Source organism: Pantoea sp. (genome assembly GCF_039594315.1).
GTDB lineage: Bacteria > Pseudomonadota > Gammaproteobacteria > Enterobacterales > Enterobacteriaceae > Pantoea.
The window spans coordinates 65,577-84,143 of sequence record NZ_JBCNNP010000013.1 but is presented as its reverse complement, the minus strand read 5'-3'; the positions used below and the strand labels follow the sequence as shown (position 1 = coordinate 84,143).

Below are 18,567 nucleotides of genomic sequence, written 5' to 3'. Positions count from 1 at the left end.
ATGGCGACCGCTTTTCTGGCAAACCGATAGCGGAGCGTTGCCGATGACCCCAAGAGAATCGCTGATCGCCCATACCATTCTGCAAGGTTTTGACGCGCAGTATGGACGCTTTCTGGATATCACCGCTGGTGCGCAACAGCGCTTCGAACAGGCTGATTGGCATGCGGTACAACAGGCGATGAAAGCGCGTATCCATCTTTACGATCACCACGTTGGCTTGGTTACCCATCAACTGCGCATTCTTAATGACACTTCAAGTTGGGATGAAGCGTTTTGGCTGCGCGTCAAAAGCCATTATGAAAGCCTGCTGCCGGGTTATCCGCGTCATGAAATCGCCGAGAGTTTCTTTAATTCGGTCTATTGTCGGCTGCAAGGTCACAGCCATTTGTCTCCCGAACGTTTATTTATCTTCCCGTCGCAGCCGTACGCACCGGCGCCGGATGCGCAGCGCCCGCTGTCGCGCCTGTATCGCCCACAACAAAGCTGGCAGGAAACCTTGCGTCAGGTGCTGAACGACATTCCGTTGCGATTAACGTGGCAGGATCAAACCCGCGATATCGGCTGGATTGTGCGCCATCTGCACGAACAGTTTGGTGCAGCGCAACTGGCGACGGCGACGCTGGATGTGTCGAGCGAGTTGTTTTACCGCAATAAAACCGCGTGGATTGTGGCGCGTTTGCAATTAAGCAGCGGCATGGTGCCGTGTTTGCTGCCGATCCAGCGCGATGATGCGGGGCGTTTATGGATCGATACCTGTCTCACCGACAGCGATGACGCCAGCATTGTGTTTGGCTTCGCGCGCGCCTATTTCATGGTATATGCGCCGGTGCCAGCCGCGCTGGTGGCGTGGCTGCAACCGATTCTGCCGGGCAAAACCGTGGCTGAACGTTATATGGCGATTGGCTGCCAGAAGCACGGCAAAACCGAATGTTATCGCGAATATCTGCACTATCTGGCGCACAGCCAGGAAGATTTCACCATCGCGCCCGGCATTCGCGGCATGGTGATGATGGTGTTTACGCTGCCGGGTTTTGATCGCGTTTTCAAAGTGATTAAAGATCGCTTCGCGCCGCAAAAAGAGGTCACCGATGCGCAGGTGCGTGACTGTTATCGCATGGTCAAAGAGCACGATCGCGTCGGACGCATGGCCGATACCCAAGAGTTCGAGCACTTCGCCATTCCACGCGCGCGCATTCCGGCGGCCTTGATGGCAGAATTTGAGCGCGACATCCCGGAAAAGCTCGACGTGCGCGACGATGTGGTGATCATCCGTCATTTGTGGCTGGAGCGCCGCATGGAGCCGCTCAATCTGTGGCTGGCGCAAGCCACACCAGAACAGCGTCAGCATGCGATTGGTGAATACGGCGATGCGATTCGCCAACTGGCAGCGGCGAATATCTTCCCCGGCGACATGCTGTTTAAAAACTTCGGCATGACGCGGCATGGTCGCGTGGTGTTTTACGACTATGACGAAATTCGCCCGATGACCGAACTGATATTCCGCGATGTGCCGGCTGCGCGCTATGAAGAAGATGAGTTGCAGGCCGAGCCGTGGTACAGCGTTGGGCCAGATGATGTGTTCCCGGAAACCTTCCGCTACGCGCTGTGCAGTGAACCGGCGACCGGCAAGTTACTGCAAGCGCTGCATCCGCAATTGTTTGATGCCAACTGGTGGCGCGCGCTGCAAACGCGCATTCGACAAGGGCATATCGAAGAGGTGATTGCGTGGCGCGCCAATCAAAGGTTTAGCGCGCGATATACCTCGGTAGCCGCTTAGCGGCCGGAATAGGTTTGTGTCACCTGCTTGGCGGCGCGGATCACCAGCGCGCCAAGTTCGGTGATACGGTCATCAGTCATGCGCGCAATTGGGCCAGAAATCGAGATGGCGGCAAACGGTTCGCCATGTTCGTCATAGATCGGTGCAGCTACGCAGCGCAAACCCAGCGCGTGTTCTTCATCATCGTGTGAAAAGCCCATCTTACGAATCAGCGCCAGATTTTCCTTCAGGCTGTGCGGCGACATCAGGGTTTTCGGCGTGTAGTGATGCAGCCCTTTTTGATGCAGCAGCGCCGTCACTTGCTCATCGCTGAGATGGGCCAGGAACGCTTTACCCGCGCCGGACGCGTGCATCGGCAACTTGCCGCCAATCGGTGCCGACATGCGCATCAGTTGCGTACATTGCACCTGATCGATAATCACTGCCTGATAATCGCTGAGATCCAGCACCGCCAGATTCACCGTCTCGCCCGCATCTTCCATCAGCTTGCGCAGCACCGGATGCACAATCGCCAGCAAGTTGCGGCTTTGCAGGAAGCTGCTGCCGACCACAAACGCGTGTGAACCAATGGTCCACAAGCCCAGGTCACCGACCTGATGGACAAAACCTTGTTGCTGCATGGTGGTGAGTAAACGGTGGGTGGTGGAGTTGGGCAAACCGGCCTGTTGCGCCAGTTCGGTCAATGCCACGCTGCCGTGTGATTCAGCAATCAATTCCAGCAAACGCAGGCCGCGCGTTAAAGATTGGACTTGCCCGCCAACGGGCGCGCTGGCGGTGGTCGTTGTAGCACGAGGTTTCTTGCCGCGTTTCGCGGGCACGGGGGTTGCCATAACGTCTCCAATTCGCATCAATGCTGGAAACCATTTTCGTTTTTAACGCTATTAATGCAAACGCTGACTTTCTGGTCAGACCTGTAGGGCGTTATTCCTGAAAATGTCTCATCTACCCTGACTTTTGCTCATCTAAAAGTTGTGCCAGTATGTCTGGCTGGCATATTAGCCAACGCAATGACGTGGATGGGGCAAGAGTGAGCACTAAAACAGAAATGCTGCAACAGCAGCTGGCGCAACGCATCATGATTCTGGACGGTGGCATGGGCACCATGATCCAGAGTTATAAACTGAGTGAGCAGGATTTCCGTGGCAGCCGCTTTGCCGATTGGCCATCCGATTTGAAAGGCAACAACGACTTGTTGGTGCTAACCAAACCGCAGGTGATTCGCGAAATCCATGATGCCTATCTCGCCGCGGGCGCGGACATTCTGGAAACCAACACCTTCAACTCCACCACCATTGCGATGGCCGATTACGCGATGGAAGCGCTATCCGCCGAAATCAACTTCGAAGCCGCCAAACTGGCGCGCGCCAGTGCTGATGCCTGGACGGCGAAAACGCCGGATCGTCCACGCTACGTCGCAGGCGTATTAGGCCCGACCAACCGCACCTGTTCCATTTCGCCAGATGTTAACGATCCTGCGTTCCGTAATGTCACCTTTAATCAGCTGGTGGAAGCCTATCGCGAATCCACCCATGCGCTGATTGCCGGTGGTTCCGACATCATCATGATTGAAACGGTGTTCGATACCTTGAACGCCAAAGCGGCGATTTACGCGGTAAAAGCCGAGATGGAAGCGATGGGCGTTGACCTGCCGCTGATGATCTCCGGCACCATCACCGATGCTTCTGGCCGCACACTTTCCGGGCAAACCACCGAAGGTTTCTACAACTCGCTGCGCCACGCCGATGCGCTGTCGTTCGGCCTCAACTGTGCGTTGGGACCAGACGAACTGCGTCAATATGTGGCCGAGTTATCGCGCATTGCTGAAGGCTACGTTACCGCGCACCCGAATGCCGGTTTGCCGAATGCCTTTGGCGAATACGATCTTGATGCGGCGATCATGGCGGAACAAATTGGCGAATGGGCGCGCTCAGGCTTCCTGAATATTATCGGCGGTTGCTGCGGTACTACGCCGGAACACATCGCCGCGATGGCGGCGGCGGTGGAAGGCGTTGCGCCACGCCAATTGCCAGACATTCCCGTTGCTTGCCGTTTGGCGGGTCTTGAACCACTGAACATTCAGGCCGATTCGCTGTTCGTCAACGTTGGTGAACGTACCAACGTCACGGGTTCGGCGAAATTTAAGCGCCTGATTAAAGAAGAGAAGTACAACGAAGCGCTGGATGTGGCGCGTCAGCAGGTTGAGAACGGCGCGCAGATCATCGATATCAACATGGATGAAGGCATGCTGGATGCGGAAGCAGCAATGGTGCGTTTCCTCAACCTGATTGCTGGTGAACCGGATATCGCGCGCGTGCCGATCATGATCGACTCCTCGAAATGGGAAGTGATCGAAAAAGGTCTGCAATGCATTCAGGGCAAAGGCATCGTCAACTCGATCTCAATGAAAGAGGGCGTTGAGCCGTTCATTGAGCACGCGCGTAAAGTGCGTCGTTACGGCGCGGCGATGGTGGTGATGGCGTTTGATGAGGTCGGCCAGGCCGATACGCGCGCGCGCAAAATCGAAATCTGCCGCCGCGCCTACAAGATCCTCACCGAAGAAGTCGGTTTCCCGCCCGAAGACATCATTTTCGACCCGAATATTTTTGCCGTTGCCACCGGGATTGAAGAGCACAACAACTACGCGATGGACTTCATCGGCGCGTGTGAAGACATTAAGCGCGAACTGCCGCACGCGATGATTTCCGGCGGCGTGTCTAACGTGTCGTTCTCATTCCGCGGTAACGAACCGGTGCGTGAAGCGATTCACGCGGTGTTCCTCTATTACGCCATCCGCAACGGCATGGACATGGGCATCGTCAACGCCGGTCAGCTGGCGATTTATGATGATTTGCCAGCCGAGCTGCGCGATGCGGTAGAAGACGTGATTCTCAACCGCCGCGAGGATGGCACCGAACGGCTGCTGGAGCTGGCGGAAAAATATCGCGGCAACAAAAGCGATGGCGAGCAGGAAAAACAGCAGGCGGAATGGCGCAGCTGGGACGTGGTGAAACGTCTTGAGTATTCGTTGGTAAAAGGCATTACCGAATTTATTGAGCTGGATACCGAAGAAGCGCGTCAGGGCTTTGAACGTCCGATCCAGGTGATTGAAGGGCCGCTGATGTCCGGCATGAACGTGGTCGGCGACCTGTTTGGCGAGGGCAAAATGTTCTTGCCGCAGGTGGTGAAATCAGCGCGCGTGATGAAGCAAGCGGTGGCGTACCTCGAACCTTACATCGAAGCCAGCAAAGAAGCCGGGCGCAGCAACGGTAAGATCGTGCTGGCAACGGTCAAAGGCGATGTGCATGACATCGGCAAAAACATCGTTGGCGTGGTGCTGCAATGCAACAACTACGAAATCATCGATCTGGGCGTGATGGTGCCGAGCGACAAAATCCTTAAAACCGCGATAGCTGAGAATGCCGATATCATCGGACTTTCCGGTTTGATCACGCCGTCGCTGGATGAAATGGTCAATGTGGCGAAAGAGATGGAGCGTCAGGGCTTCACCATTCCGCTGCTGATTGGCGGCGCGACCACTTCCAAAGCGCATACCGCAGTGAAAATCGAGCAGAACTACAGCGGCCCAACCGTGTATGTGCAGAACGCCTCGCGCACCGTTGGCGTGGTGTCTTCGCTGCTGTCCGACACTTTGAAAGAAGATTTCGTGGCGCGCACGCGCAAAGAGTACGACACGGTGCGTATTCAGCACGGACGTAAAAAGCCGCGCACGCCGCCGGTTAGCTTACAAACTGCGCGCGACAACGATTACGCCATCGATTGGGAAAGCTATACGCCGCCGGTGGCGCATCGCCTTGGTGTCAGCCCAGTGGAAGCCAGCATTGAAACGCTGCGCAATTACATCGACTGGACGCCTTTCTTTATGACCTGGTCGCTAGCGGGCAAATATCCGCGCATCCTCGAAGATGAAGTGGTGGGCGAGGAAGCCAAGCGCCTGTTTGCCGATGCCAACGCGATGCTGGATATGCTGAGCAGCACGGGCACGCTCAATCCACGCGGCGTAGTGGGGATTTTCCCGGCTAACCGCGTGGGCGATGACATCGAAATCTACAGCAATGAAGGCCGCAACGAAGTGTTGTGCGTTAGCCATCACTTGCGCCAGCAAACCGAAAAGACCGACTTCGCTAACTATTGCCTCGCCGACTTCGTGGCCCCGAAATCCAGCGGTAAAGCGGATTACCTCGGTGCGTTTGCGGTGACCGGCGGACTGGAAGAGGATGCGTTGGCTGAGGCGTATGATCAGCAGCACGATGATTACAACAAAATCATGGTGAAAGCGGTGTCGGATCGCCTGGCTGAAGCCTTTGCTGAGTATCTGCACGAGCGCGTGCGCAAGGTGATTTGGGGCTTTGCTGCCCATGAAAATCTCAGCAACGAAGAGCTGATTCGCGAAAATTATCAGGGCATTCGTCCGGCGCCAGGTTATCCGGCCTGTCCGGAACATACTGAGAAAGCGCCAATCTGGCAGTTGCTGGATGTGGAAAAGCATACCGGCATGAAGCTCACCGAATCTTTCGCCATGTGGCCGGGCGCAGCGGTGTCCGGCTGGTACTTCAGCCATCCTGAGAGCAAATATTTCGCCGTGGCGCAGATTCAGCGCGATCAGGTGGAAGATTACGCCGCGCGTAAAGGGATGAGCGTCAGTGAAGTCGAGCGTTGGTTAGCGCCAAACCTCGGTTACGACGCGGATTAAGTGAAAAAGGTCGCCTACATGGCGACCTTTCTACTATTTCAATGCAATCAATCAATTAAATCGCGCATCGCGATCTGACGTCAGATCATACAGCTGATATTTGCGGCCCAACATCTGGCCACCATCACGCGTCAACGGCACCCAATTCACCTGCGCACGACCACGGGTTGGCGTCACGGTGAACAGATCCATCGGCACCGAAATATAGAAGCCTTTGGTAAAGGTTCCTTCGCCATACTGCTCGGCAGAGACGTTGGTTTTGGTGGCGTAGAAGCCGACCATAATGCCGCTGTCAAAGCGCTTCGACACATCGACCGTCACACCTTTATCTTTCGCCAGATACTGCCCAACGCTGGCTTTCACCAACACATCCTGCATAAACCACGGACGCCAATATGCCGTCAGATTACCGGTTGGCGCTTTGTAATCGGTGAACTGCATCATGTTGTCCCAATCACGCTGCTTCACGTAGTTGGCATCCACACCAAAGGCCCAGTTGCTATCCACCGGACGATACAACACTTCGCCACCCACGCCGCCGTACATGGTTTCCAGATAACCGCCGTAAAGCTGGCCGTAGAAGCCGTTGCCGAGATAGCCCATGTAGTTGGCTTGCAGATCGTTAACGTAAACGTTGTTCTCAACGTAGTCGCGGATGTGCGTACGCACGCGCGGCAAGGTGGAATCCGCCGGTGCGCCGTTGTAGTTGAACTTGTCGTAGTTATTGGCAAGGTTGCCGAATACGCTGCCGCCGACCAACAGGTGATCGGTAAGCCAGTAATCGACGTTGCCCATCACGCCAACCTGATACATGTAGAAGCTTTCTGGCCCACCCACCGACTGATTCAGCACCGGCGACAGGCTGTAATTCAGGCGATCTTTACGGATAAAGAAACCTTGCTCGGTGTTGCCCGCATCAACCGGATTCTCACGCGTTTGTTGCAGCGGCTGCTCATGTCCCAGCGGATAACCTGCCAGCTCGTTGTGCAAGCTCTCAACGTTGGTGCGCGTCGTCACCTGCGGCATGTTAAAGCGTGATTCGGTGACATCAATGGTATCAATGCCAGCAGGCAGGTTATTCATCACAATGCGATTGGCGCGATCTACGCCTTCACGCGTGTCGCGATATTTGTTTTGCTCGCCAGAGACATACAAGGTGCTGCCTTTGGTCTGAATGCGCGGGCCGTTCAAACCGGCGTTGTACTTCAGATCGGTCAGCTGGTTCGCCACCACCGTTGGCTGCAACAAATTGCCCTGCGGCTGCGGATTGTATGCCGGTTTGGCGCTGTCGATATGCGATTGGTGCAGATCGTTGAAGTTGGTGCGCAGCGTGAAGCCGAACATAAAGGTGTTGCCGCGTTCGTAGCTGGCGTTGATATCCGCCCAATCGGTGAGGCGATAAATCGCACCGACGTTAACCTTGCTACGCTGCTCCAGACGACCGGCAAAGTCGTCCTGATAATCGTTGCCTTCATATTCCAGCTTGAGGCGCAGCGGCTGCCACGGCGTTCGATATTCCACGCCGCCAAACAGCGCTGCCGGGCCGTGGAACATCTGTGAACCGTTGATGGTGCCGGTTTCGCCGCCGCCGGTGCGAGTACAGAAACTGTCGCTGTAGGAGCAGAACGGGTTCTTAATCGTGCCGCTGTTGCCGAGATAACCCCAACCAATGCCGAGGCTGAAATCGAACGGCCCCCACGCTTTGCTGGCCACCAGATATTCGCTGTCGAACAAGCCGGTGCCGCCCAAATCGCGCGAACCAAATGCCACTTCCGGCAGCCAATAGCTCTCTTGCCACAGACGCAATTTGAGATCGAAAGCTTTGTCTTTATAGCTTTGGTTGCCACTAAAACCTTCTACCGCACTGTAGCGGCGGGTACGCACATCGGTATAACGCACGGTGGTTTCCAGCCACGGGAACAGCTGCATTGAGGCTGAATAGTAGCGATATTGGTCGTTATCGCGGAAGTTGACGCTAAATTCGCCCTCTTTTGCCATACGCGCGGTGGGCGTTTGCATCAATCCCACGCCGCCGAAATCGGATTGCGAAGGGCCGACCGGATCCGGCCAGGTTTCCGCATGCACCTGGCAAGCGGCGGAAACAGAAGCAGCCAACAGGCTGAGAAGTAATTGTTTTTTCATCAGTCTGGTATCCGGTGAGTCAGAACGGAAAGCATGCGCTCATTCAAATCGCTGTGGCCCCAAGGCAGGCTCCATGAGGTGAATCCCAGCCAGATAATGCTGCCAGGTTCCACTTCAATGTGGCGATGATTCCAGTAAGCGATAGGCACTTGCTGCGTCTTGCCGGACGGCGCAATCACCGTGGCAAAACTGCGTTCAGCACCGGACAAACGATCGTGTCCGTCGAGGTAATCACGCACTTCGCGGCCCGGTTGCCAGCTGACTTTGCCGGGATTTTCCAGCGCGCCAAGCACCAGCACCTGTGTAGGCTGCGCCAGGGTGTAAAGGTCGTAGCTGCCTTGCAGCGTGCGGTTCGCTTGCGGGCGCAGGCGCACTTCATCGGGATCGAGCGACGTGAACTGGCGACCGGTAACCGGCACCGCGCTGAGCTGGTGGATCACCGCGCTAATGGTGGCAGACAGCGACTCGCCGCTGTCGGCTTGCCAGACGCGCAGATCGGCCAGCAGTTGTTGCTGCTGTTGTTGCGCTACAGCGGTTGCACCCCGTTCAGCGATCACCGTACCCGGCCACCAACTGTGCAGCGCCGGGTTGGTCAGCAATTGGCTGAGATTCTGCGCATCATTGATTTGCAGCGTTTTTTTTCCCTGCACATCGTGCACGGTAACCTGGCTGGCAGCCAGCGCATGGCCTGCCGTCAGCAGCGCTAAAACGGCGAGCAGTGGCGTTATTTTTTTCATGATTTAGCCGGCTTCAGAATGGTGGTATCAACAGGGAATGCATCGGCTGCCAACATCTGGTTGGCTTGCAGCACGCTGCCATCGCGGTTATCGATCCAGAAGGTGTTCTGCCATTCTGCACCGACGCTCTCCATGCGCACGGTTTCCTGCCACACGCGACACGGCACGCGTTCACCGGCGATATCCAGCACCGTATCGTCACCGCGCTGGAAGGTGGAGGTTGCCGTCGCCGCGCGCACTTTATCCTGCTCGCGCCACTGCACCACGCGCGTCCAGCTGGCACCGTTTTGCAGGTGCAGCGCATCGGCGAGTGGATCTTGCGCCAGGTTGCTGACGTCGGTGAGGTTGCTCGGCAAGCCCAGCGTTTTCACCAAACGGCCGTGCTGCATCACCAGCATGGCTTTGTCCTGGGTGATCCATTTCTGTTGGCCGTTTTCGTTGTAACCCAGTACTACGAAAATACGTGGTCCTTCATTAACGCGCGCGTACATGCTGGCGTAAGGCAGGTTGTTGACTTGTTCATCGGTGACCGTGACATCATCCGGGCCGCTGATGGCCAGCTTCACGGTTTGTTCGAGGCCTTTTTGCGTTTGTGTGCAGGCCTGTAGCAACAGGCAAAGGAGTAGCAAAGAGAGTCGGCGCACTGTGTATCCCTGTCTAATCAAACCAAGCAAAAAATAACCACACGACTGTGTGGTTATGCTTAAAGGTGCTACATCAACGAGTGGTGCTCGTTGTGGTGGTTGTTGTTGTACCGGTATTTGCACCGTCACCGCCGCCAGTAGCAGCAATGCCGAGGCCCACTAACGCGCCGAGCGCGCCGATACCGACAGCGGTGGACGCGCCGGACGAGATTGCTCCCGCTTGCGCGCCTGCTGCAGCACCAGCTTCCTCTGGTGCGGCAATCGCAGCAGAAGAAACGGCGACGTAAAGTAAGGCTGCACCAGCAACCATCAGTTTTTTCATAACGTTTCCTGCATTTATAAAATGAATGAAGGATTTACCCAGATTTCGGGCGCGTTCAGTATAGGGCAACAAATTACCAGAGTTCAGCGCGAGGAAAAGAGGGCGGAATGTGAGGACAATTCTGGTGATAAATAAGGCGAATTGGCGATAACTGCTTTTTTTAATGGCGATTATTTTTCACAGTGGAATAACTGATGGGATCCCGCACTGGTGGCAGGATTTTTCACTTTTGCATTAACTATTGATATCAAAGGATAAAATTCAGAAAATACTGACGGGGGATAAATAAAAATAATAAATCTATCAGTGAGATAACCTATTTGGTCCTCATAATTAGGGCCATTCTTTATCGAGTGGTGTTCGGAATAATCTGCAAATAATGCGAATTTCCTTACTGCACTTTAAGAATTATCTAACCTTCTCGGCGCCAATAAATAGAAGCTTTGCGATTGTTATTCCATATTTGACATAAATAAGGCGGCTAATTAGCCGCCTTTGATCAATTGGCAGGAATATTAACGCCAGGATTTGTAGCGATTAATTAAGCCATTAGTGGAGCTATCGTGGCTGCTAATTTCCGCGTCATTTTCCAGCTCTGGCAGAATACGGTTCGCCAGCTGTTTGCCCAACTCAACGCCCCATTGGTCAAAGGTGAAGATGTTGAGAATCGCGCCTTGGGTGAAAATCTTGTGCTCATACAGCGCAATCAGCGCGCCGAGGCTGAACGGGGTGATTTCACGCAGCAGGATGGAGTTGGTCGGGCGGTTACCTTCAAACACTTTGAATGGCACGATGTGCGCGACGGACTCGGCTGATTTACCGGCATCGGTAAACTCTTTCTCTACCACATCACGTGATTTACCAAACGCCAGCGCTTCCGTCTGCGCAAAGAAGTTCGACAGCAGCTTTGGATGGTGATCGGCCAATACGTTGTGGCTCAGCGCCGGTGCGATGAAGTCGCAAGGGATTAGTTTGGTGCCCTGATGGATCAACTGATAAAACGCATGCTGACCGTTGGTACCCGGCTCGCCCCAAATGATTGGGCCGGTTTGGTAATCCACTGGATTGCCTTCACGGTCGACGTATTTACCGTTGGATTCCATGTTGCCCTGCTGGAAGTAAGCCGCAAAGCGATGCATGTATTGGTCGTATGGCAGAATCGCTTCGGTTTCAGCACCGAAGAAGTTGTTGTACCAGATACCAATCAGCGCCAGCAGCACCGGCAGGTTCTGCTCGGCAGGCGTGTTAGCAAAGTGCTTATCCATCGCATGCGCGCCGCTCAGCAACTGCTCGAAGTTCTCGAAGCCAATCGACAGGATGATCGACAAACCAATCGCTGACCACAGTGAATAGCGACCGCCAACCCAATCCCAGAACTCGAACATGTTGTCGGTATCAATACCGAATTCGCCCACCGCTTTGCCGTTAGTCGACAGCGCAGCAAAGTGCTTGGCCACGTGCTGCTGATCGCCAGCGGTTTTCAGGAACCAGTCACGCGCGCTGTGGGCGTTAGTCATGGTTTCTTGCGTGGTGAAGGTTTTTGATGCCACGAGGAACAGCGTGGTTTCCGGGCTGAGATCTTTCAGCGTTTCAGCAATGTGCGTGCCATCGACGTTGGAAACGAAGTGCATGTTGAGGTGGTTTTTATACGGACGCAGCGCTTCGGTCACCATGAACGGACCGAGATCGGAACCGCCGATACCGATGTTCACCACGTCAGTGATGGCTTTGCCGGTATACCCTTTCCACTCGCCGCTGATGATGCGCTCGGAGAAGCCTTTCATCTTCGCCAGCACCGCGTTGACTTCTGGCATCACATCCTTGCCATCCACCACGATTGGCGTGTTGCTGCGGTTACGCAGGGCAACGTGCAGCACCGCACGCTCTTCGGTGCGGTTAATCTTCTCGCCGGAGAACATCGATTTAATCGCGCCCGCCAGATCGGTCTCTTTAGCCAGCGCCTGCAATTTTTCTAGCGTTTCAGCGGTGATGCGGTTTTTTGAGAAATCCACCAACATCTGGTCATCGAAAGTGGCAGAGAATTTCGCAAAACGATCGGCATCTTGGGCAAAAAGGTCGGAAATTTGTACCGATTTCATCTGTTCAAAATGCTGTTGCAGCGCTTTCCAGGCTGCGGTTTGGGTCGGATTGATATTTTTCATGGCAACACTCTAGTTGAAATTAAAACCGTCATTCCATCCGGGGCATCCTGCTGGCCCGGCATCCATAGCATGCTTGCGACGCGAATTAGTATGACCACAGTTGCAAGCGAAGGGAAAAAATTTGTGACCGTGGCCGCAGCGTTTCAGTTTTATCCGGCGGTGATTTTGCGCAGCACTGCCGCAAACTTCTCTGTGCTGCGTCAGAAAAAAGCCGCGTTTGTCTTAACTGCAAACCACTTTAGGGCGATGTGGGCCAGCGCGTTTGTTCTGCGATGCGCTTGTCGAAGTGTAAAAGTGAGAAATCCTCAAATTGCAGGGATGGACAGGGGGGAAAATAATCAGTAATTTATGCGCGCTACTTACACCTCCGGGTGTAAGCCAGAAGAGGCGCGTCGCCCAGGCAGTGTGTTTGAGGATCCGTATCCGCAGATAACACATCAGGGGGTGTGACGCCGAGGTGGGGCAACACGCGGGGTGTTGCACTGTCGGCTGCAGGGGCTGAATCCTCTGGGTTGTCACCAGAATCGTCCACAGTCGGACGGTTCGCAAGGTGAAGCGCTTTTGGTGACTTGTCTACTTTGATCTTGTCCGCCCAATTCTGCTCTTCTCTTGTGCCTAGGCTGCTACTATGTCTTCCGTCGCCAAAAACGGAAGAAAGATAACCTGACACGGGGTTCGTTAAATGTCTCAAACTCTGATCGTGGCTAAATTTGGCGGCACTAGCGTTGCCGATTTCGATGCTATGAACCGCAGCGCGGATGTCGTGCTGTCTGATCCCAATACTCGTTTAGTGGTGCTCTCCGCTTCTGCTGGCGTGACCAACCTGCTGGTGGCGCTGGCGGAAGGCCGTGAACTTGAGCAGCGTGCACATTTGCTGGATGAAATCCGCAACATCCAATACGCCATCATCGATCGCTTGCAATCACCTGAGGTGATTCGCCAGGAAATTGATCGCATGTTGGAAAACATCGCGATGCTTTCTGAAGCCACCTCGCTGGCAACCTCACATGCTTTAACTGATGAACTGGTCAGCCACGGCGAGTTGATGTCAACGCTGCTGTTCGTCGAGATCCTGCGTGAGCGTCAGGTCAACAGCGAATGGTTTGACGTGCGCAAAGTGATGCGTACCAGCGATCGTTTTGGTCGTGCAGAACCGGATGTCGCCACGTTGAAAGAGCTGACGGTCGCTCAATTGCAGCCACGTGTGGCTGAAGCGCTGGTGGTAACGCAGGGCTTTATTGGCAGCGAAATCAAAGGCCGCACCACCACGCTGGGCCGTGGCGGCAGCGACTACACCGCAGCGTTGCTGGGTGAAGCGTTGCAGGCGGCGCGTATCGATATCTGGACCGATGTGGCCGGTATCTACACTACCGATCCGCGTGTGGTTCCAACCGCCAAACGCATCGAAGAGATCACCTTCGAAGAAGCGGCTGAAATGGCGATCTTTGGCGCCAAAGTGCTGCATCCTGCCACGCTGCTACCCGCGGTGCGCAGCGATATCCCGGTGTTTGTTGGTTCGAGTAAAGATCCGGCTGCCGGCGGTACGCGCGTATGCAACGAAACGCAGAATCCACCGCTGTTCCGCGCGCTGGCGTTACGCCGCAAGCAAACGCTGGTCACGCTGCATAGCCTGAATATGCTGCATGCACACGGTTTCCTTGCTGAAGTGTTCGCGATTCTGGCACGCCACAATATCTCGGTTGATCTGGTGACCACCTCTGAAGTGAGCGTGGCGTTGACCCTGGATAGCACCGGTTCGACTACGACCGGCGATAGCTTGCTAACTCAAGCGCTGCTTACCGAGCTCTCGTCACTGTGCCGCGTGGAAGTGGAAGAGAATCTGGCGCTGGTGGCGATTATCGGCAACAACCTGTCGAAAGCCTGTGGCGTGGGCAAACAGGTATTTGGCGCACTGGAGCCGTTCAATTTGCGCATGATCTGTTACGGCGCAAGCAGTTATAACCTGTGCTTCCTGGTGCCAACGCCAGATGCTGAAGAAGTGGTGCGTGCGCTGCATAAGAATCTTTTTGGTTCTTAAGGCAAATTTTTAGTGCATAAAATCAAGCCGGACATGGTCCGGCTTTTTTATTGGTAAATTTTACTAAACAATAAATTAAGCCCAGCGACACCCAACTTTTCGCACCAGACGTTTCTGATGATCCCCATTCTTCCTGGCGAGAACCGTCTTGTTTTCGCTGGAATTGCCTAAAAATCACACTAATCTCTCAATCAGCGGTTGCGCTTTAATCGCCTAAAACGATAATCCCGCCGCGAAAACATTAAATTATTTGAGGGAATAGATATGCAAAGATTGGTGGCAGAGAGTTTGGGCACGTTCGTGCTGGTATTGGGCGGTTGCGGCAGTGCGGTATTGGCTGCGGCGTTTCCAGAGTTAGGGATTGGCTTTGCTGGTGTGGCGCTGGCGTTTGGTTTGACCGTGTTGGTGATGGCGTTTGCGGTCGGCCACATTTCGGGCGGTCATTTCAATCCGGCAGTCACCATTGGTTTAACCGTCGGCGGACGTTTCCCGGCGGGGCAGGTGGTGCCTTACATCATCGCGCAATTGGTTGGCGCGATTGCCGCGGCAGGCGTGTTGTATCTGATCGCCAGCGGTAAAGCCGGTTTTGATGCGGCAGCCAGCGGCTTCGCCTCAAACGGTTACGGCGAGCATTCACCGGGCGGTTTCAGCCTGAATGCCGGCATGATCACCGAACTGGTGCTGACGGCGGTGTTCCTGATTGTGATCATGGGCGCGACCGATAAACGTGCGCCAGCAGGCTTTGCACCGATTGCGATTGGCCTGGCGCTGACGCTGATTCACTTGGTGAGCATTCCCGTCACCAACACTTCTGTTAACCCGGCGCGCAGCACCGGCGTTGCCATCTTCCAGGGCGGCTGGGCATTAGAACAGCTGTGGATGTTCTGGCTGTTACCGATTATCGGTGCGGCGATTGGTGGTGCGATCTACCGCTTTTTACTGGAAAAAGCAGAGTAATTTCTAATCATTTCCGTGGATCGGCAGCAGCCGATCCGCATTTTCCCTCTGAAGCCACTTCCCGCCTTACGCCATGATAATGAAATGTTATGATCCCGCGTCCGCTGCTGTGGTCGTTCCCCGCGCGGCAATTCATCTGTGGCAACGCAACATAAATTAAAAAACCAATAGGAAGTGCTTCATGCTCGGCAAACTTACTCGCCTGTTCCCGCTCTGGGCCGTGCTGCTCTCGGTCGCGGCGTATTACTCTCCCTCGACTTTTCTCGGCATTGGCCCGTGGGTCACTTATCTGCTAATGCTGATTATGTTCGGCATGGGCGTCACGCTTAACATCGACGATTTCAAACGCGTGCTGGTGCGTCCTGCGCCGGTTATCGCTGGCACATTCCTGCACTATTTAGTGATGCCATTGGCGGCATGGGGATTGGCGAAACTGTTCCAGATGCCCGCGGATCTGGCGGCGGGTATGATTCTGGTCGGCAGCGTCGCCAGCGGTACCGCTTCAAACGTGATGATCTATCTGGCGAAAGGCGATGTGGCACTGTCGGTGACCATTTCGTCTGTTTCCGCGCTGGTTGGCGTGTTCGCCACGCCGTTGCTGACGCGCTTCTATGTCGATACGCACATTCAGGTGGATGTGGTCGGCATGCTGCTGAGCATCGTGAAAATCGTGGTGATCCCGATTGGTCTTGGCCTGATTATTCACCACACCATGAACAGCGTGGTGCGTCGCGTTGAGCCGTATCTGCCAGCGTTTTCTATGCTGTGCATTTTGCTGATCATCAGCGCGGTAGTGGCTGGCAGCCAAGGCTTTATCGGTTCGGTCGGTTTGATGGTGATTGTAGCGGTGATTCTGCACAACGCGATTGGTCTATTGGGCGGCTATTGGGGCGGCAAGCTGTTTGGCTTCGATGAGTCCACCTGCCGTACGCTGGCGCTGGAAGTCGGTATGCAGAACTCCGGCTTGGCGGCCACGTTAGGCAAGCTTTACTTCTCGCCGCTGGCGGCATTGCCGGGCGCACTGTTCTCGGTGTGGCACAACTTGTCAGGTTCGCTGCTGGCCGGTTATTGGTCAGGTAAACCCATCGATAAGAAGCAGAAATAAGCATTGAGGGCGGCGCAATAGCCGCCCTTTTTCATTACAGCTTCAGGTAAGTTCGAATCCCATCCAAAAACATCTGCGTCGCCAGCATAATCAAAATCAATCCCATCAAACGTTCCAGTGCATTCACGCCTTTATCACCCAGCAAGCGTAAAAACAGTCCTGACATCAGCAAAATCACCACCGTCACACCCCACGCAATCAGCAGCGCGCCGACTAAATGCGTCATTTGGTTGGGATATTGATGCGACAACAGCATCAGCGTCGCCAACAGTGACGGGCCAGCCACTAGGGGAATTGCCAGCGGCACCAAAAACGGTTCTTCACCGGCCGGTAAACCGCTGGTGCTGCTTTCGCCAGAGGGGAAAATCATGCGGATGGCGATCAGGAACAGAATAATGCCGCCGGAAATCGACACCGTTTCGGTGCGCAGATTGAGAAACGCCAGAATGCGTTCACCGGCAAACAGAAACAGCAGCATCAGAATCAGCGCAATCAGCATTTCGCGCATCAGCACCACGCGACGGCGCTTGGGTTCCAGATGTTTGAGCACCGACATAAAAATCGGCAGGTTGCCCAGCGGGTCCATAATCAGCAGCAGCAGTATGGTCGCGGATATCATTTCAGTCATGTTGGGTAGCCATTATTAGTTGTGTTGCTGAAAAAGTTAGGCTTATCGAATTAATTCACTTGCCAGAAGTGCTGCATTTTGTAGAGTTGACGGTCATAGGTAAACCTGATTATTACGCAGACGGACGGGATTATCCGGTCCGTCTTTTTCTCGCACTACACAGGGCTTCCTCTGAGAGAAGCCTGGACGGACAGAAAATGAAGAATGTAGGTTTTATTGGTTGGCGTGGCATGGTTGGCTCAGTGCTGATGTCACGCATGAGCGAAGAACGCGATTTTGATGTGATCAATCCGGTGTTCTTCTCCACGTCACAGCTTGGTCAGGCGGCACCGTCGTTCGGCGGCAAGTCGACCGGTGCGTTGCAGGATGCTTTTGATATCGAGGCGCTGAAAGCGTTGGATATTATCATCACCTGCCAGGGCGGCGATTACACCAGTGAAGTCTATCCGAAGCTGCGTGAAAGTGGCTGGCAGGGTTACTGGATTGATGCGGCGTCCACGCTGCGCATGAAAGATGACGCCATCATTATTCTCGATCCGGTTAACCACAACGTGATTCGCCAGGGCCTCGACAACGGCATCAAAACCTTTGTCGGCGGCAACTGCACCGTGAGCCTGATGCTGATGTCGCTCGGCGGCCTGTTCGCCAACGATTTGGTTGAGTGGGCTTCAGTAGCCACTTATCAGGCGGCCTCTGGCGGCGGCGCACGTCATATGCGTGAACTGTTGACGCAAATGGGCATGCTGCACGATCACGTGGCGAAATCGCTGCAAGATCCGGCATCAGCGATTCTGGATATTGAACGCAGCGTGACCGATTTCACCCGTTCCGGCACCTTGCCAACCGACAACTTTGGCGTGCCGTTGGCGGGCAGCTTGATTCCGTGGATCGACAAGCAGCTGGATAACGGCCAGAGCCGCGAAGAGTGGAAAGGGCAGGCGGAAACCAACAAAATCCTGCGTACCAGCAGCGTGATTCCGGTGGATGGTTTGTGCGTGCGCGTCGGCGCGTTGCGCTGCCACAGCCAGGCGTTCACCCTGAAGCTGAAAAAAGACCTGCCGCTGAGCGAAATCGAACAGCTGCTGGCTTCGCATAACGAGTGGGTGAAAGTAGTGCCAAACGACCGCGAAATCACCATGCGTGAACTGACGCCAGCCGCCGTAACCGGCACGCTGACCACGCCAGTCGGTCGTCTGCGTAAACTGAACATGGGGCCGGAATACCTTTCTGCCTTCACCGTTGGCGACCAATTGCTGTGGGGCGCGGCAGAACCGCTGCGTCGCATGCTGCGTCTGCTGGTGGATTAAGCGCAGCGGTAAGCCAGACAGGCCGGGGTTTCCCGGC

14 protein-coding genes and 1 riboswitch are annotated in these 18,567 nt (G+C 54.9%); of the genes, 7 read left to right on the top strand and 7 right to left on the bottom strand.

The window, feature by feature from the left end:
- Nucleotides 1-43 precede the first annotated feature (43 nt).
- Nucleotides 44-1,777 carry a bifunctional isocitrate dehydrogenase kinase/phosphatase gene (gene aceK, locus ABDW13_RS10920; RefSeq protein ID WP_343552585.1) on the top strand — a complete coding sequence of 578 codons (1,734 nt, stop codon included), beginning with the start codon at nt 44-46 and terminating at the stop codon, nt 1,775-1,777.
- On the opposite strand, the gene iclR is transcribed toward aceK, so the two are convergent.
- A complete protein-coding gene (gene iclR / locus ABDW13_RS10915) occupies nt 1,774-2,607 on the bottom strand; it encodes a glyoxylate bypass operon transcriptional repressor IclR (protein WP_343552584.1) in 834 nt (277 codons plus the stop codon). The genes aceK and iclR overlap by 4 nt on opposite strands.
- A 197-nt stretch (nt 2,608-2,804) precedes the next feature.
- Between iclR and metH the strand changes: the two genes are divergently transcribed.
- A complete protein-coding gene (gene metH / locus ABDW13_RS10910) occupies nt 2,805-6,488 on the top strand; it encodes a methionine synthase (protein ID WP_343552583.1) in 3,684 nt (1,227 codons plus the stop codon).
- A 51-nt stretch (nt 6,489-6,539) separates the two neighbouring features.
- Here metH and ABDW13_RS10905 read toward each other — a convergent pair whose 3' ends face one another.
- From ABDW13_RS10905 to pgi, 5 genes are all read right to left on the bottom strand, one after another.
- A complete protein-coding gene (locus ABDW13_RS10905) occupies nt 6,540-8,630 on the bottom strand; it encodes a YjbH domain-containing protein (RefSeq protein WP_343552582.1) in 2,091 nt (696 codons plus the stop codon).
- A complete protein-coding gene (locus ABDW13_RS10900; protein ID WP_343552581.1) occupies nt 8,630-9,367 on the bottom strand; it encodes a capsule biosynthesis GfcC family protein in 738 nt (245 codons plus the stop codon). Before ABDW13_RS10900 ends, ABDW13_RS10905 begins: the two co-directional genes overlap by 1 nt.
- Nucleotides 9,364-10,011, bottom strand: a complete 648-nt coding sequence (locus ABDW13_RS10895) for a YjbF family lipoprotein (RefSeq protein WP_343552580.1) — start codon at nt 10,009-10,011, stop codon at nt 9,364-9,366. The genes ABDW13_RS10900 and ABDW13_RS10895 overlap by 4 nt, the downstream gene beginning before the upstream one ends.
- A gap of 73 nt (nt 10,012-10,084) precedes the next feature.
- The gene (gene yjbE / locus ABDW13_RS10890) at nt 10,085-10,333 is read right to left on the bottom strand and encodes an exopolysaccharide production protein YjbE (RefSeq protein ID WP_343552579.1); all 249 of its coding nucleotides are present in this window, start codon (nt 10,331-10,333) and stop codon (nt 10,085-10,087) included.
- A gap of 515 nt (nt 10,334-10,848) precedes the next feature.
- Nucleotides 10,849-12,495 carry a glucose-6-phosphate isomerase gene (pgi, locus tag ABDW13_RS10885; RefSeq protein ID WP_343552578.1) on the bottom strand — a complete coding sequence of 549 codons (1,647 nt, stop codon included), beginning with the start codon at nt 12,493-12,495 and terminating at the stop codon, nt 10,849-10,851.
- 90 nt (nt 12,496-12,585) lie between these two features.
- On the opposite strand from pgi, the gene ABDW13_RS10880 reads away from it, so the two are divergent.
- From ABDW13_RS10880 to panS, 4 genes are all read left to right on the top strand, one after another.
- Nucleotides 12,586-12,840, top strand: a complete 255-nt coding sequence (locus ABDW13_RS10880) for a hypothetical protein (RefSeq protein ID WP_343552577.1) — start codon at nt 12,586-12,588, stop codon at nt 12,838-12,840.
- A gap of 29 nt (nt 12,841-12,869) precedes the next feature.
- Nucleotides 12,870-13,064, top strand: a riboswitch (Lysine riboswitch).
- Nucleotides 13,065-13,177: 113 nt separating this feature from the next.
- The gene (gene lysC / locus ABDW13_RS10875) at nt 13,178-14,533 is read left to right on the top strand and encodes a lysine-sensitive aspartokinase 3 (RefSeq protein WP_343552576.1); all 1,356 of its coding nucleotides are present in this window, start codon (nt 13,178-13,180) and stop codon (nt 14,531-14,533) included.
- A gap of 264 nt (nt 14,534-14,797) precedes the next feature.
- On the top strand, nt 14,798-15,490 hold the full coding sequence (aqpZ, locus tag ABDW13_RS10870) for an aquaporin Z (protein ID WP_343552575.1): 693 nt from the start codon (nt 14,798-14,800) through the stop codon (nt 15,488-15,490).
- A 181-nt stretch (nt 15,491-15,671) separates the two neighbouring features.
- The gene (panS, locus tag ABDW13_RS10865; protein ID WP_343552574.1) at nt 15,672-16,595 is read left to right on the top strand and encodes a ketopantoate/pantoate/pantothenate transporter PanS; all 924 of its coding nucleotides are present in this window, start codon (nt 15,672-15,674) and stop codon (nt 16,593-16,595) included.
- A gap of 34 nt (nt 16,596-16,629) precedes the next feature.
- Here panS and ABDW13_RS10860 read toward each other — a convergent pair whose 3' ends face one another.
- A complete protein-coding gene (locus ABDW13_RS10860; RefSeq protein WP_097095273.1) occupies nt 16,630-17,223 on the bottom strand; it encodes a YhgN family NAAT transporter in 594 nt (197 codons plus the stop codon).
- Between the two features lie 197 nt (nt 17,224-17,420).
- Between ABDW13_RS10860 and asd the strand changes: the two genes are divergently transcribed.
- Nucleotides 17,421-18,530 (top strand): aspartate-semialdehyde dehydrogenase, encoded by a 1,110-nt coding sequence (gene asd, locus ABDW13_RS10855; RefSeq protein ID WP_343552573.1) that lies wholly within the window; start codon nt 17,421-17,423, stop codon nt 18,528-18,530.
- Nucleotides 18,531-18,567: the final 37 nt, after the last annotated feature.

Coding starts and splice junctions, on each gene's coding strand:
- aceK (WP_343552585.1), top strand. CDS start 44: ATGACCCCAAGAGAATCGCTGATCGCCCATACCATTCTGCAAGGTTTT.
- iclR (WP_343552584.1), bottom strand. CDS start 2,607: ATGGCAACCCCCGTGCCCGCGAAACGCGGCAAGAAACCTCGTGCTACA.
- ABDW13_RS10905 (WP_343552582.1), bottom strand. CDS start 8,630: ATGAAAAAACAATTACTTCTCAGCCTGTTGGCTGCTTCTGTTTCCGCC.
- ABDW13_RS10900 (WP_343552581.1), bottom strand. CDS start 9,367: ATGAAAAAAATAACGCCACTGCTCGCCGTTTTAGCGCTGCTGACGGCA.
- yjbE (WP_343552579.1), bottom strand. CDS start 10,333: ATGAAAAAACTGATGGTTGCTGGTGCAGCCTTACTTTACGTCGCCGTT.
- pgi (WP_343552578.1), bottom strand. CDS start 12,495: ATGAAAAATATCAATCCGACCCAAACCGCAGCCTGGAAAGCGCTGCAA.
- ABDW13_RS10880 (WP_343552577.1), top strand. CDS start 12,586: ATGACCACAGTTGCAAGCGAAGGGAAAAAATTTGTGACCGTGGCCGCA.
- lysC (WP_343552576.1), top strand. CDS start 13,178: ATGTCTCAAACTCTGATCGTGGCTAAATTTGGCGGCACTAGCGTTGCC.
- aqpZ (WP_343552575.1), top strand. CDS start 14,798: ATGCAAAGATTGGTGGCAGAGAGTTTGGGCACGTTCGTGCTGGTATTG.
- panS (WP_343552574.1), top strand. CDS start 15,672: ATGCTCGGCAAACTTACTCGCCTGTTCCCGCTCTGGGCCGTGCTGCTC.
- ABDW13_RS10860 (WP_097095273.1), bottom strand. CDS start 17,223: ATGACTGAAATGATATCCGCGACCATACTGCTGCTGCTGATTATGGAC.
- asd (WP_343552573.1), top strand. CDS start 17,421: ATGAAGAATGTAGGTTTTATTGGTTGGCGTGGCATGGTTGGCTCAGTG.